The following is a 13,831-nucleotide window of genomic DNA, read 5'->3' on the forward strand; positions in this document are numbered from 1 at the left end:
CTTACGGTGTCACCCGCTCGACGAACCGCTGCACTGCCACGGGGTCGAACGGCCCCTTGGCCTTGAAGGCCCGGGGGAATGCCCGGCGGCGAACCGCCAGGTCCAGACAGACGGAGACGGGGTGTACATAGGCACCCCGGCCGGGCAGCGTACCGCGAGGATCAGGGACGCATGCGTCCCCTTCCGCGACGATGCGCAGCAGCTCGCTCTTGGCCGCCCGTTCCCGGCACCCCACGCAGGTTCGCTCAGGGCAAGCTCGGGCGAGCGTCCGGCCAGACACCTTCAAGTCTACCTCCCCGTACCGACCTCACCCCTTTGGGGCAAAAATCGAACGGACGTTGTCGTGTTCTCAGCGGCAGGGCGCCCCGATGTATTCCCTGCCATCCGCTCGCACGGCCCCGGACGCATCGCTCCGGGGCCGTACTCGGTGGCCGGGCGCCGGATCAGCCGCGCTCCGAACGCTCCCGGGCCCGCTCGGCCCGTTCCCGGTCGGCGGTCTCGCGCTCGGCGTCGGTCTCGGTGTCCGGGCGGATGTCGATGCGCCAGCCGGTGAGGCGGGCGGCGAGGCGGGCATTCTGCCCCTCCTTGCCGATCGCGAGCGACAGCTGGTAGTCCGGGACGGTGACCCGGGCGGACCGGGCACCCAGGTCCACGACCTCGACCTTGCTCACCCGTGCGGGCGACAGGGCGTTGGCGACCATCTCGGCCGGGTCGTCCGACCAGTCCACGATGTCGATCTTCTCGCCGTGCAGTTCGGCCATGACATTGCGCACCCGGCCGCCCATCGGGCCGATGCAGGCACCCTTGGCGTTCAGCCCGGAGCGGGTCGACCGTACGGCGATCTTGGTGCGGTGACCGGCCTCGCGAGCGATCGCGCAGATCTCGACGGAACCGTCCGCGATCTCCGGGACCTCCAGCGCGAAGAGCTTCTTCACCAGGTTGGGGTGGGTCCGCGACAGCGTCACGGACGGGCCGCGGACCCCCTTGGCGACCCGTACGACATAGGTGCGCAGACGCAGGCCGTGGTTGTACTCCTCGCCCGGCACCTGCTCCTGCACCGGCAGGATCGCTTCCAGCTTGCCGATGTCGACCAGGACGTTCCTCGGGTCCTTGCCCTGCTGGACCACCCCGGTGACGACGTCCCCCTCGTGGCCGGCGTACTCGCCGAACGTCCGGTCGTCCTCGGCGTCACGCAGCCGCTGCAGGATGACCTGCTTGGCGGTGGTCGCGGCGATCCGGCCGAAACCGGACGGGGTGTCGTCGAACTCCTTGGGCTCCTGACCCGGTTCGAGGTCGGCCGGGTCCTCCTTCGCCCACACCGTCACATGACCGCGCTCGTCGAGCCGGACGCGCGCGCGGCGATAGCTTCCCTCGGTGCGGTGGTAGGCGATGAGGAGGGCCGACTCGATCGCCTCGACGAGCACGTCGAAGGGGATCTCCTTGTCCTGTGCCAAGCCCTTCAAGAGCTTCACATCGATGTCCACGGCTACGCCTCCTCTTCCTTCTTGTCCTTGCGGTTGAATTCGATCTCCACGCGTGCCCTGGCGATCTCGCCGAAGGCGATCCGGCGGGACGTGGGCTTGCGGCCCTTGACGCCCGGCACCTCGAGGTCGAGGCCGTCCTCGTCCACGGCGAGGATGCGAGCCACCAGCTCGCCGTCCTCGCGCAGGTGCAGCTTGACCAGGCGGCCCGTGGCACGCACGTAGTGGCGGTGCTCCGTCAGCGGACGGTCTGCACCGGGGGAACTGACTTCGAGAACGTACTCGTCCTCGCCCATCGCGTCGGTCTCGTCGAGCTTCTGGGAGATCGCGCGGCTCAGCTCGGCGCAGGCGTCCAGCTCCACGCCCTCATCGGAGTCCACGATGATCCGCAGTACCCTGCGGCGGCCTGCCCGGGACACCTCGATCTCTTCGAGATCCAGTTGTTCGGCGCTGACGAGCGGTTCGAGCAGCCCGCGCAGCCTCTCGCTCTGGGTGGTGCTCATCCGGGTGACTCCTCGGCCGCGTGTGCTGTTGTGGGGGATCTCGCGTGTCAGGTCAAAGGGTATCCGGTCCCCAGGGGTGTTGCCGTCCTCCTCCCCCGCAGCCGCGGGTACGCTCGCCAGCGTTGATCACTTCAGGACAGATCCAGTCACGGCAGGTCCAAGCCCGGAGGAGAGCAAGTGCGGCGCACGGGGACGACGCGCAGGGGGGCGATCACCGCGACCGGTGCGCTCGCCCTGGGGGCGGTGCTGGCCGGCTGCGGTGACGGCGGCGGGCACCAGAACGACTCCGGGCAGACCGGCACGGCATCCGCGGCCGCGGCCGAGCAGGCACGGGCCGCGCGGACGGAGCGGAAACTCCGGGCGAGTGCCGCCCGGACCAGCAGGGAGCTGCTCGCCCGGTACGACCAGGTGGCCAGGACCCACCCGGCGACCACCGCCGGGCTCGCCCCGCTACGGGACGCGGTGCGGGCCCACGCCACGGAACTGTCGCCCGACGACGGCGGGACGACGCCCGCGCCCGCGCCGTCCGCCGCGGCCGACGCCCGGAGCGCCGTCAAGGAACTGGCCGCGGCGGAGCGCCGTGCCGCGGACACCCACACGGCGACCCTGCTCCAGGCCCCGCCGGAGCTGGCCCGGCTGCTCGCGTCGATCGCGGCGGCCGACGCGGTCCACGCCCAGCTGCTGACCGAACTGGCCAAGGAGACCACGTCATGAGCGCCGGAACAGCGCAGGCCGCACAGGCGGCTCTCGCCGCCGAGCACGCGGCGGTGTACGGGTACGGGGTGGTCGGCGGCCGGGTGTCCGACGGGCGCCGGGCCGAGGCCACGGCCGCTCACCACGCGCACCGGGCCCGACGCGACGCCCTGGTGCGGACGGTGCGCGACCTGGGCGGTGAGCCGGTGGCGGCGCAGGCCGCGTACGCTCTGCCGTTCGCGGTGCCGGATGCGGCTGCGGCGGTGCGGCTGGCCGCCCTGCTGGAGGACCGGGTCGCCGGCGTGTACTCCGATCTCGTCCGGGCCGCCGAGGGCCGGCTCAGGAGGGAGGCCGCGGGTGCCCTGCGGGAGGCCGCGGTGCGTGCGGCCCGCTGGCGGGGCAGCGGCGTACCCTTTCCCGGGCTCGCCGAGCTGACCGCCGACGGGACCGGGACGGCAGCGGGACCGGACGACACGGCCGGGTCCGGCGCGGCCCACCGGGGCGGTGCGGCGAACGGGACCGGCGCGGCGCGCTGAAGCAGCTCTGGAAGGGAACCGAACACGTATGGGAGTCGAACCGCCGCAGCGTCTGGTACGAGCGCTCGGCGAGTCGGACGGGGACCCGGCCGCCGCCGACTGGCTGGCGCGGCTTCCCGCACTGACCGAGGAAGCGCTGTCCTCGACCGGGCAGGAACTGACCGTGGAACGGGTGGCGGCGCCTGGCGGCCGCAGCAGTCTGGTGCTGCTGGTGACGTGCCCCGACGGCACTCCGGCCGCGCTGAAGATCGCTCCGTCCTGGGCGGCACCCGACCTGGAGCGGGCGGCACTCGCCCACTGGAACGGCTGGGGCGCGGTACGGCTCCTCGACGGCGGTCCCGGGGTGCTGCTGCTGGAGCGGCTGCACCCCGAGGTGTCGCTGCGCTCGCTGCCGGAGGCGAAGGCGCTGCTGGAGGCCGCGGGGACGGTGCGCCGCCTCTGGGTCGAACCGCCGACGGGTCATGGTTTCGAGACGGTCGGCGAACGGACCGGGCGCGCCGCGGGGCCGATGCGGGCCCGCGCGGCGGCCGACCCGAGTCTGGAGCCGCTGGTGTCCGCGGCGCTCGCGGCGCGTGAGGAACTGGTCGCCCACTCCCCCGAACTCCTGCTGCTGCACGGCAACTTCCGCCAGAGCAAGGTGCTCGCCGGTGAGCGGGCGCCCTGGCTGGCCGTCGGACCGGAGCCGCTGGTCGGTGAGCGGGCGTACGACCTGGCACGCCTGGTGCGCGACCGGGTCGAGGATCTGATCGCGTCCCCCGGCGGCCCGGCGACGGCCCGCCGCCGCATCAGGAAGCTCGCGGACGCGCTGGAGGTGGACCAGGACCGGCTGCGGGGCTGGACACTGTTCCGTGCGGTGGACTCGGGGACCCGGGCGCTGGCGGCCGGCCGCCGCCAGGAGGGCGAGCTGTCGCTGGAGTTCGCCGGCTGGCTGTGACGTCCGGCAAGGCCGTGGGCCCCTGCGCGGTACGCAGGGGCCCACGGCCTTGTGCGGTACGGGTCAGACCTGGGCGGTCAGGCGGGCGATCGCCTCGTCGACCGTGAGCTCCTCGCGCTCGCCGGTGCGGCGGTCCTTGAGCTCCAGGACGCCCTCGGCCGAGCGGCGGCCCGCGACCAGGATCTTCGGGACGCCGATCAGCTCGGCGTCGGTGAACTTCACACCGGGCGAGACGCCCGCGCGGTCGTCGACCATGACCCGCACGCCGGCGGCGGCGAGCTTCTCGGCGACGTCGAGGGCCAGCTCCGTCTGGAGCGCCTTGCCCGCCGCGACGACGTGGACGTCGGCCGGGGCGATCTCCCGGGGCCAGCACAGCCCCTGCTCGTCGGCGGTCTGCTCGGCGAGTGCGGCGACGGCGCGGGAGACGCCGATGCCGTAGGAGCCCATGGTGACCCGGACGGGCTTGCCGTTCTGACCGAGCACGTCGAGCTGGAAGGTGTCCGCGTACTTGCGGCCCAGCTGGAAGATGTGGCCGATCTCGATGGCGCGGTCCAGCTTGAGGCCGGCGCCGCACTTCGGGCAGGGGTCGCCCTCCTCGACGACGACGACGTCGAGGTACTCGTCGACCTCGAAGTCACGGCCGGCGACGACGTTCTTCGCGTGGGTGCCGGGCTTGTTCGCGCCGGTGATCCAGGCGGTGCCGGCGGCGACGCGCGGGTCGGCGATGTAGCGGACCTTCTCCAGGCCCTGCGGGCCGACGTAGCCGCGTACCAGGTCGGGGCGGTCCTCGAAGTCCTCGGCGGTGACCAGCTCGACGACGGCGGGCGCGAGGTGCTCGCCGAGCTTGCCGAGGTCGACCTCGCGGTCGCCGGGCACGCCCACGGCGACGATCTCGCCGTCGACCTTGACCAGCAGGTTCTTCAGGGTCGCGGAGGCCGGGACGTCCAGGTGTGCGGCGAGCGTCTCGATGGTCGGGGTGTCGGGGGTGTCCAGCTCCTCGACGGGGCCGTGTGCGGCGCCGTCCACCGCGGCGGCCTTGAAGGTGACGGCCTCGGTGTTGGCGGCGTAGTCGCAGGAGGGGCAGTCGACGAAGGTGTCCTCACCGGCCGGGGCGGGGGCCAGGAACTCCTCGGAGGCGGAGCCGCCCATGGCACCGGAGACGGCGGACACGATGCGGTAGTCGAGGCCGAGCCGCTCGAAGATCCGGATGTAGGCGGCGCGGTGCTGCCCGTAGGCCTCGGCCAGTCCCTCGTCCGTGGTGTCGAAGGAGTACGAGTCCTTCATCTGGAACTCGCGGCCGCGCAGCACGCCGGCGCGGGGACGGGCCTCGTCCCGGTACTTGGTCTGGATCTGGTAGAGGATCACGGGCAGGTCCTTGTAGGACGTGATCTGATCCTTGACGACCTGGGTGAAGATCTCCTCGTGGGTGGGGCCGAGGAGGTACTCGGAGCCCTTGCGGTCCCTGAGCCGGAACAGCAGGTCGCCGTACTCGTCGTAGCGCCCGCTGGCCTCGTACGCCTCCTTGGGGAGCAGCGCGGGCAGCAGCACCTCCTGGCCGCCGATGGCGTCCATCTCCTCGCGCACGACGCGGGTGATGTTCTCCAGGACCTTCTTGCCGAGCGGCAGCCAGGTCCAGATGCCGGCCGCCGTGCGACGTACGTATCCGGCCCGGACGAGCAGCTTGTGGTTGAGCGTCTCGGCGTCCGCCGGGTCGTCGCGCAGTGTCTTGATCATCAATCGGGACATGCGCTGGACCTGGGCCATGATGAACTCCTGCTCGGAAAGGGTGATGTCCAGGAGGTTAGCCGGGCAGCACGGGTGGGCGGAAATCGTTTGGCCCGCGACGACGCAGCGGAAGCGGGGCTCCCATCACCGCGTACGGCTTGGGAGCACTGGGAAAGAGCACCTGTCGGGCCAGGTCCTGGTAGCCGAGACTGCGATACAGACCACGTGCCGGACTCTCGGTGTCGATCGCGGAGAGAATGGACCGCGGCTGGTCGACGGCGTCCGTGACAGTGGTGATCAGCGCGCGGCCGATGCCGCGGTTCTGGAACTCCGGCAGCACGTGCAGCTCGGTGATGACGAAAGCGTCGTCGAGCCAGTGAGCCAGACCGTTGGCGCGGAGGTAGGGCTCCACGACGGTGGACCACCACTGGCCGCGCTCGTTGGGCATGCCGTAGACGAAGCCGACGAGCCGGCCGCCCGGGGTGGTGGCGCCGAGTGCGCGGGCACACGGGTGGTCGAGGTGTCTGAGGACGATGTGGCGCCGCACCTCGATCTCTTCCGGGCCCAGGCCGAAGGCGACGGCCTGCACGGCGAGGGCCTCGTCCACGCGCGCGGCGAGATCGACCGGTCCGATCCGGACGCTGGGTGTGCGGGGGCCGTGCCCGGAAACTGCTGCCATGGGCCGACCCTACTGGCCCGGCGGGGCGGGTGGTACGGGTCGGTGGCACCGGCCGCCGGTCGGTCAGAACAGCACGCTCATGAACGCCCCGGTCTCGCGGAAACCGACCCGGGCGTAGGCCCTGCGCGCAGGGGTGTTGAAGTCGTTCACGTACAGGCTGACGACGGGTGCGACATCGGCCAGTGCGTAGCGCAGGACCGCGGCCATGCCGGTTTCCGAGAGTCCCTGGCCGCGGTGTTCCGGGGCCACCCAGACGCCCTGGATCTGGCAGGCCTGCGGGGTGGCCGCGCCGATCTCCGCCTTGAAGACGACCCGGCCGTCGTCGATCCGGGCGAAGGAGCGGCCGGCCCCGATGAGTTCGGCGACGCGGGCCTGGTAGAGGAGTCCGCCGTCACCCGCGAGCGGGGAGATGCCGACCTCCTCGGTGAACATCGCGACGCAGGCCGGCATCAGGACGTCCATCTCGTCCTTGCGGATCCGGCGGACGAAGGGGTCGGGGGTGATGTCGACGGAGGGGCTGTCGGTGACCATCAGCGGCTGGTGGGCCCGGACCTCCCGGGCGGGGCCCCAGCCCGGTTCCAGGAGCTGCCACAGCTGGGCGGTGGGCTCCGCGGGGCCGACGATCGAGGAGCAGCGGCGTCCGGCCCTGCGGGCCCGGTCGGCGAAGGCCCGGACGGCCTCGGGGGTGGCGCAGATCGGTACGAGGTTGGCGCCCGAGTAGCACATCGAACGCAGCCGTCCGTCGGCGTACCAGCCCCACATCTCGCCGCCCAGGCGCCAGGGATCGAGACCTGCGATCTGGACCCGGGACGTCACGAAAGCGTTGGCCACGGGGTCGCTCTCCAGTATGGCGAGAGCGGCGCCGAGTTCGCTGGGTTCGAGGACCCGGGTGGTGGTCTGCGTCAACACGAGGGGGCCTCACCATGCGGTCTGCTGATTTCCGCACTGTACCCAAAGAGCCTGTGCGCCGCCGTCCGGGTCCCGGATCCGGGGGCTGGGAGCACCGTGAGGTCGCTCACGACCGCGCCCCGCCGGGCGGTGTCCGTCCGGCGGGGCGCGGTGCTGCGATGCGGGGTCGACCGACGATGCGGGGGTCAGCTGACGGAGACCTCGGGTTCGCCCGAGGCGATGCCGTCCTTCTCCATCTGCTCGGCGAGCTTCATGGCTTCCTCGATCAGCGTCTCGACGATCTTCGACTCGGGGACCGTCTTGATGACCTCGCCCTTGACGAAGATCTGTCCCTTGCCGTTCCCGGACGCAACGCCCAGATCCGCCTCACGGGCCTCGCCGGGGCCGTTGACGACACAGCCCATCACGGCCACCCGCAGCGGCACCTCCATGCCCTCCAACCCGGCACTGACCTGGTCCGCCAGCTTGTACACATCCACCTGCGCCCGCCCGCACGACGGGCACGACACGATCTCCAGCCGCCGCTGCCGCAGGTTCAACGACTCCAGGATCTGGATACCGACCTTGACCTCCTCGGCCGGCGGCGCCGACAGGGAGACCCGGATGGTGTCCCCGATCCCCTCGCTCAGCAGCGCGCCGAACGCCACCGCCGACTTGATCGTCCCCTGGAAGGCCGGCCCCGCCTCGGTCACCCCCAGGTGGAGGGGGTAGTCGCACTGCGCGGCCAGCTGGCGGTACGCATTGATCATGACCACGGGGTCGTTGTGCTTCACCGAGATCTTGATGTCCCGGAAGTCGTGCTCCTCGAAGAGGGAGGCCTCCCACAGCGCGGACTCCACCAGCGCCTCAGGAGTCGCCTTCCCGTACTTCTTCAGCAGCCGGGCGTCCAGCGAGCCGGCGTTCACGCCGATCCGGATCGGCGTACCCGCGTCCTTCGCGGCCCGCGCGATCTCCTTCACCTTGTCGTCGAACTGCTTGATGTTGCCCGGGTTCACCCGTACCGCGGCGCAGCCCGCGTCGATCGCCGCGAACACGTACTTCGGCTGGAAGTGGATGTCCGCGATCACCGGGATCTGCGACTTCTTCGCGATGGTCGCCAGCGCGTCGGCGTCGTCCTGCGTGGGGCAGGCCACCCGGACGATCTGACAACCGGACGCCGTCAGCTCCGCGATCTGCTGCAGGGTCGCACCGATGTCCGACGTACGCGTCGTCGTCATCGACTGCACCGACACCGGCGCGTCCCCGCCGACCGCCACCGACCCGACCTGGATCTGACGGCTGACCCTCCGGTCGGCGAGCTTGGTCGGAACGGACGGAATTCCGAGAGAAATCGCAGTCATGCGCTGAGCATCCCCAAGGTGTGAATCGAGTTCCCGAGGTCGGCGGGCTCCGGGCTTCGAGGTTACGGCACCGACGGCGCCCCGGAGCACACCACGTCCGCGGGGCGCCGTACAGAGCGACGGCCCGGACACACACGGTGTGCCGGGCCGTCACCCGCAGTGCACGGGCCGGATCGGAGGAACGGGTCCGATCAGGAGATCTTGACCGGATTGACGATGTCGGCCACCAGCACCAGCAGCGTGAAGCAGATGAAGACACCTGCGACGACATAGGCGACCGGCATCAGCTTGGCCACGTCGAAGGGGCCCGGGTCGGGGCGCTTGAAGACCCGCGCGACATTGCGGCGCAGGGCCTCCCAGAGTGCTCCGGCGATGTGTCCGCCGTCGAGGGGCAGCAGGGGCAGCATGTTGAAGAGGAACAGCGAGAGGTTGAAGCCCGCCAGCAGGAACAGCATCATCGCGATCTGGTTCGTCGCCGGGACGTCGAGCGTCATCACCTCGCCGCCGATCCTGGCCGCGCCGACCACGCCCACCGGGGAGTCGGCCGCCCGTTCGCCGTCGCCGAAGGCGGCGTCCCACAGGGCCGGGATCTTGGACGGGAGGGCGACGATCGAGTCGACGCCGTTCTCGATCATGTCTCCCATGCGGACGACCGAGTCACCGAAGGAGAGCGGCACGATCTCGGTCTGGGCCGCGAAGCCGAGGTAGCCGGCCGGTACGAACTCCCCGGGGATGACCTCTCCCTTGGAGTCCTTCTTGGCGACCGAGTTCTTCTGCAGTACCGCGTGCAGGGTCTGCTCGTGGCCGTCGCGCTGGATCGTGAGCGTGGCGGGGCCGATGGTCGCGCGGATCCTGTCGGAGAGCGTGGCCCAGTCGTCGACCTTCTGACCGTCGAAGGCGACGATCTTGTCGCCCTTCTTGAGTCCTGCCGCCTGGGCGGGCGAGACCGGGTCGGACTTCTTGCAGGTGTCGCGGTTCTCGCTCTGGGCGATCACGCACTTCTGGACACCGGCCACCTCGGTGGTCTGGGTCTGGAAGCCGAAGGTCATCGCCACGCCGAGGAAGATGGCGACGGCCAGGACCAGGTTCATGAACGGCCCGGCGAACATCACGATGACGCGCTTCCACGGCCTGCGGGTGTAGAAGAGGCGCTTCTCGTCACCCGGTTCGAGCTCTTCGAAGGCCGCGGACCTGGCGTCCTCGATCATCCCGCGCCACGGGGAGGTGGACCGCGCCTCCAGGCGTCCGTCCGGTCCGGGCGGGAACATGCCGATCATGCGGATGTAGCCGCCGGCCGGAATGGCCTTGATCCCGTACTCGGTGTCGCCCTTCTTGCGCGACCAGATCGTCGGACCGAATCCGACCATGTACTGGGGGACGCGGATGCCGAAGAGCTTGGCCGTGGAGAGGTGGCCCAGCTCGTGCCAGGCGATCGAGAACAGCAGCCCGATGACGAAGACGGCGATGCCCAGAATCGTCAACAGGACCGTCGTCATACTCATGCGCGCGCCTCCGCTGTCGCCTTCGCCGAGAGTTCACGGGCCCGGGCGCGTGCCCAGGTCTCCGCTTCCAGGACGTCCGAGACCGTCAGCGAAGTTCCCGTGGCGGGGGTGCCGTGTTCGGCCACCACCGCGGAGACCGTATCCATGATTCCGTTGAACGGCAGCCTGCCCGCCAGGAAAGCGTCGACGCATTCCTCGTTCGCGGCGTTGAACACGGCCGGTGCGGTGGCACCGAGCGTGCCCACGTGCCGGGCCAGTCCGACGGAGGGGAAGGCCTCGTTGTCGAGGGGGAAGAACTCCCAGCTGGACGCCTTCGTCCAGTCGAAGGCGGGTGCGGCGTCCGGGATACGCGCAGGCCAGCCGATGCCGATGGCGATCGGGCCCCGCATGTCCGGGGGCGTGGCCTGGGCGAGGGTGGAGCCGTCGGTGAACTCCACCATGGAGTGAACGTAGGACTGGGGGTGGACCACGACCTCGATCCGGTCGAACGGGATGTCGTAGAGAAGATGTGCCTCGATGACCTCCAGCCCCTTGTTGACGAGGGTGGCGGAGTTGATCGTGATGACCGGTCCCATGGCCCAGGTCGGATGCGCGAGGGCCTCCTCGCGGGTGACGCCCACGAGATCGCTCCGGGTACGTCCCCGGAAGGGCCCGCCGGAGGCGGTGACGACGAGCTTGCGGACATCGGCGCGGGTGCCCGCGGCGAGCGCCTGGAAGAGGGCGGCGTGCTCGGAGTCGACCGGGATGATCTGGCCGGGCGCGGCCAGCGCCTTGACCAGCGGGCCGCCGACGATCAGCGACTCCTTGTTGGCCAGGGCGAGCGTGTGGCCCGCTTCGAGCGCGGCGAGCGTGGGGGCGAGACCGATCGAGCCGGTGATGCCGTTGAGCACGGTGTGGCACTCGCCGGCGGCGAGCTGGGTGGCGGCCTCGGGCCCTGCCAGGATCTCGGGCAGCGGCTCGCCCGCCCCGTACTGCTCGCGCAGCGCCTCCCGGAGGGCCGGTACGGCCTCCGGCGCCGCGACCGCGACGGTCCGCACCCTCAGCCGGCGCGCCTGCTCGGCAAGGAGGGCGACCCGGCCTCCCGCGGCGGAGAGCGCGGTGACACGGAAGCGGTCGGGATGACGCAGCACCAGGTCGATGGCCTGGGTGCCGATGGAACCGGTCGAGCCGAGGATGACGAGGTCCCGGGGTCCTTCCGTGGCGTCGAAGACGATGTGCGGGTCGGCGAGGGGGGCAGGGCTGTCGGTCATGCCCCCCATTGTGGCCGCTTCGGCTGTGCGCGTGGACAGGGTGTCCCGCGCGCCGCCCGGACGCGGGGCTCCGGGGCCGGGGTCGCTCCCGGGGGCCGGTGGGGCGGGAGCAGCCCCGGCACGGTGAGAAGAAGTGGTCTTCCCTGGACGGCGTGGGCGGCGGACGCCCAGGACCTGTTGTGCCGGGCCGGGGACTCAGGCCGGTGTGGACGCACTCCCGCCCACTGGTCCACGCCTCAGCCGAAAGGACGGCGGACGTTGTTCCTGACGGACGGTCCGGGGGTGGCGTCGGCGATCCAGGGGCCTTCGTCGCTGGGGTCGACGACGCCTTCCTCCAGCCAGGTGTACGCACCGGACAGGACACCGTCGACCACACGCCGGTCGAGGTCGTCGGTGTTGGACCACAGGCGCGTGAAGAGTTCCTCGACACGGATGCGGGACTGGCGGCAGAAGGTGTCGGCCAGCCGGTAGGCCTCCCGGCCGTGGTCGCCGGAGCTGCGCAGCAGTTCGGCGCGGACGCAGGCGGCGCTCATCGCGAAGAGTTCCGCCCCGATGTCGACGATCCTGCCGAGGAAGCCCTGTTTGGTCTCCATCCGGCCCTGCCAGCGCGACATCGCGTAGAAGGTGGAGCGGGCGAGTTTCCGTGCGGAGCGTTCGACATAGCGCAGATGGGTGGACAGGTCGGGGTGTCCGGGCGGATCGAACTCACGGTAGGTACCCGGGAGTTGCCCCGGACCGGCGACCAGCCCCGGCAGCCAGCGGGCGTAGAAGCCCGCCGCGTTCGCGCCCGCCTTCGCCTTGGCGGCCAGGGGCTTGTCGGGGTCGATGATGTCCCCCGCCACCTTCAGGTGCGCGTCGACGGCCTCACGGGCGATCAGCAGATGCATGATCTCGGTGGAGCCCTCGAAGATGCGGTTGATCCGCAGATCGCGCAGGAGCTGTTCGGCAGGGACGGCCCGTTCCCCGCGGGCGGCGAGCGAGGCAGCGGTCTCGAAGCCCCGGCCGCCCCGGATCTGGACCAGTTCGTCGGCCATCAGACAGCCCATCTCGGAGCCGTACAGCTTGGCGAGGGCCGCTTCGATACGGATGTCGTTGCGGTTCTCGTCGGCCATCTGCGAGGAGAGGTCGACCACCGCTTCGAGCGCGAAGGTGGTGGCGGCGATGAAGGAGATCTTGGCGCCCACGGCCTCGTGCCGGGCGACCGGCCGGCCCCACTGCTCGCGGACCGCGGACCACTCACGGGCGATCTTCAGGCACCACTTGCCGGCCCCGACGCACATGGCGGGCAGCGAGAGCCGGCCCGTGTTGAGCGTGGTGAGGGCGATCTTGAGCCCCGCGCCTTCGGGGCCGATGCGGTTCGCGGCCGGGACCCGGACCCGGTGGAAGCGGGTGACACCGTTCTCGATGCCGCGCAGGCCCATGAAGGCGTTGCGGTTCTCGACGGTGATGCCCGGGGAGTCCGCCTCCACGACGAAGGCCGTGATGCCGCCCTTGTGACCTTCGGACCGGGGGACGCGGGCCATCACGACGAGCAGGTCGGCGACGACGCCGTTGGTCGTCCACAGTTTCACCCCGTCGAGGATGTAGTCCGATCCCTCCGGCACCGCCGAGGTGGCGAGCCGGGCCGGGTCGGATCCGACGTCCGGTTCGGTCAGCAGGAACGCCGAGATGTCGGTCGTTGCCAGCCGGGGCAGGAAGGCGTCCTTCTGTGCCTGGCTGCCGAAGAGCTTCAGCGGCTGGGGCACACCGATGGACTGGTGGGCCGAGAGCAGCGCCCCGATCGCGGGGCTGGCGGAACCGACCAGGGCGAGTGCCTTGTTGTAGTAGACCTGGGTGAGGCCCAGGCCGCCGTACTTCGGGTCGATCTTCATCCCGAGCGCGCCGAGTTCCTTGAGGCCGTTGATCACCTCGTCGGGGATTCTCGCCTCGCGCTCGATGCGGGCGCTGTCGATCCGGGTTTCGCAGAAGTCGCGCAGCCGGGCGAGGAACGCCTCGCCGCGCCGGACGTCGTCCACGGCCGGCTGCGGATGCGGATGGATCAGGTCGAGCCGGAAGCGTCCGAGGAAGAGTTCCTTGGCGAAACTCGGCTTGTGCCAGTCCTGTTCGCGTGCGGCCTCGGCCACTTGCCGGGCTTCACGCTCGGTGACCCGGGGGGTGTTCTTGGGAGCGGATGGTGCGGACATGAGGAGCTCACCTCGCCGCGTTGTGGGGTGGGCGGACGCGGCCGGTCCGCACGGAGCGCGCGCGGCGCGTCTGCCGTGCCGTGACCGACCGGTGCT

13 protein-coding genes are annotated in these 13,831 nt (G+C 71.0%); 3 read left to right on the forward strand and 10 right to left on the reverse strand.

What is annotated here, in order from left to right:
- Position 1: 1 nt before the first annotated feature.
- The 3 genes from AB0L71_RS21025 to rimP all read right to left on the reverse strand — a co-directional run bounded on the left by AB0L71_RS21025 (position 2) and on the right by rimP (position 1,984).
- Positions 2 to 280 (reverse strand): YlxR family protein, encoded by a 279-nt coding sequence (locus AB0L71_RS21025; protein ID WP_365245326.1) that lies wholly within the window; start codon positions 278 to 280, stop codon positions 2 to 4.
- 163 nt (positions 281 to 443) lie between these two features.
- On the reverse strand, positions 444 to 1,484 hold the full coding sequence (nusA, locus tag AB0L71_RS21030; protein ID WP_365244981.1) for a transcription termination factor NusA: 1,041 nt from the start codon (positions 1,482 to 1,484) through the stop codon (positions 444 to 446).
- A gap of 2 nt (positions 1,485 to 1,486) precedes the next feature.
- Positions 1,487 to 1,984 carry a ribosome maturation factor RimP gene (gene rimP / locus AB0L71_RS21035; RefSeq protein WP_365244984.1) on the reverse strand — a complete coding sequence of 166 codons (498 nt, stop codon included), beginning with the start codon at positions 1,982 to 1,984 and terminating at the stop codon, positions 1,487 to 1,489.
- Between the two features lie 177 nt (positions 1,985 to 2,161).
- On the opposite strand from rimP, the gene AB0L71_RS21040 reads away from it, so the two are divergent.
- From AB0L71_RS21040 to AB0L71_RS21050, 3 genes are read left to right on the forward strand one after another with little or no spacing between them, the layout of a single operon-like run.
- Positions 2,162 to 2,698 (forward strand): hypothetical protein, encoded by a 537-nt coding sequence (locus AB0L71_RS21040; RefSeq protein WP_365244987.1) that lies wholly within the window; start codon positions 2,162 to 2,164, stop codon positions 2,696 to 2,698.
- Positions 2,695 to 3,213 carry a ferritin-like domain-containing protein gene (locus AB0L71_RS21045; RefSeq protein ID WP_365244990.1) on the forward strand — a complete coding sequence of 173 codons (519 nt, stop codon included), beginning with the start codon at positions 2,695 to 2,697 and terminating at the stop codon, positions 3,211 to 3,213. The genes AB0L71_RS21040 and AB0L71_RS21045 overlap by 4 nt, the downstream gene beginning before the upstream one ends.
- A gap of 28 nt (positions 3,214 to 3,241) precedes the next feature.
- Entirely contained in the window at positions 3,242 to 4,147 is a 906-nt protein-coding gene (locus tag AB0L71_RS21050; RefSeq protein WP_365244993.1) for an aminoglycoside phosphotransferase family protein, read from the forward strand.
- 63 nt (positions 4,148 to 4,210) lie between these two features.
- On the opposite strand, the gene AB0L71_RS21055 is transcribed toward AB0L71_RS21050, so the two are convergent.
- From AB0L71_RS21055 to AB0L71_RS21085, 7 genes are all read right to left on the reverse strand, one after another.
- Positions 4,211 to 5,911, reverse strand: a complete 1,701-nt coding sequence (locus AB0L71_RS21055) for a proline--tRNA ligase (RefSeq protein ID WP_365244995.1) — start codon at positions 5,909 to 5,911, stop codon at positions 4,211 to 4,213.
- Positions 5,912 to 5,948: 37 nt separating this feature from the next.
- Complete coding sequence (locus tag AB0L71_RS21060; RefSeq protein WP_365244998.1) at positions 5,949 to 6,551, reverse strand: GNAT family N-acetyltransferase; 603 nt, start codon at positions 6,549 to 6,551, stop codon at positions 5,949 to 5,951.
- A gap of 63 nt (positions 6,552 to 6,614) precedes the next feature.
- Positions 6,615 to 7,460: a GNAT family N-acetyltransferase gene (locus tag AB0L71_RS21065; protein WP_365245001.1), complete on the reverse strand. Its 846-nt coding sequence runs from the start codon at positions 7,458 to 7,460 to the stop codon at positions 6,615 to 6,617.
- Positions 7,461 to 7,645: 185 nt separating this feature from the next.
- A complete protein-coding gene (ispG, locus tag AB0L71_RS21070; RefSeq protein WP_365245004.1) occupies positions 7,646 to 8,800 on the reverse strand; it encodes a flavodoxin-dependent (E)-4-hydroxy-3-methylbut-2-enyl-diphosphate synthase in 1,155 nt (384 codons plus the stop codon).
- A gap of 191 nt (positions 8,801 to 8,991) precedes the next feature.
- Positions 8,992 to 10,302 carry a site-2 protease family protein gene (locus AB0L71_RS21075; protein WP_365245007.1) on the reverse strand — a complete coding sequence of 437 codons (1,311 nt, stop codon included), beginning with the start codon at positions 10,300 to 10,302 and terminating at the stop codon, positions 8,992 to 8,994.
- Positions 10,299 to 11,552 (reverse strand): 1-deoxy-D-xylulose-5-phosphate reductoisomerase, encoded by a 1,254-nt coding sequence (gene dxr, locus AB0L71_RS21080; RefSeq protein ID WP_365245010.1) that lies wholly within the window; start codon positions 11,550 to 11,552, stop codon positions 10,299 to 10,301. The genes AB0L71_RS21075 and dxr overlap by 4 nt, the downstream gene beginning before the upstream one ends.
- Positions 11,553 to 11,788: 236 nt before the next feature.
- Positions 11,789 to 13,735, reverse strand: coding sequence for an acyl-CoA dehydrogenase family protein (locus tag AB0L71_RS21085; RefSeq protein WP_365245013.1), 1,947 nt, complete (start codon positions 13,733 to 13,735; stop codon positions 11,789 to 11,791).
- Between the last annotated feature and the right edge of the window lie 96 nt (positions 13,736 to 13,831).

It is taken from the genome of Streptomyces sp. NPDC052052 (genome assembly GCF_040680455.1).
GTDB lineage: Bacteria > Actinomycetota > Actinomycetes > Streptomycetales > Streptomycetaceae > Streptomyces.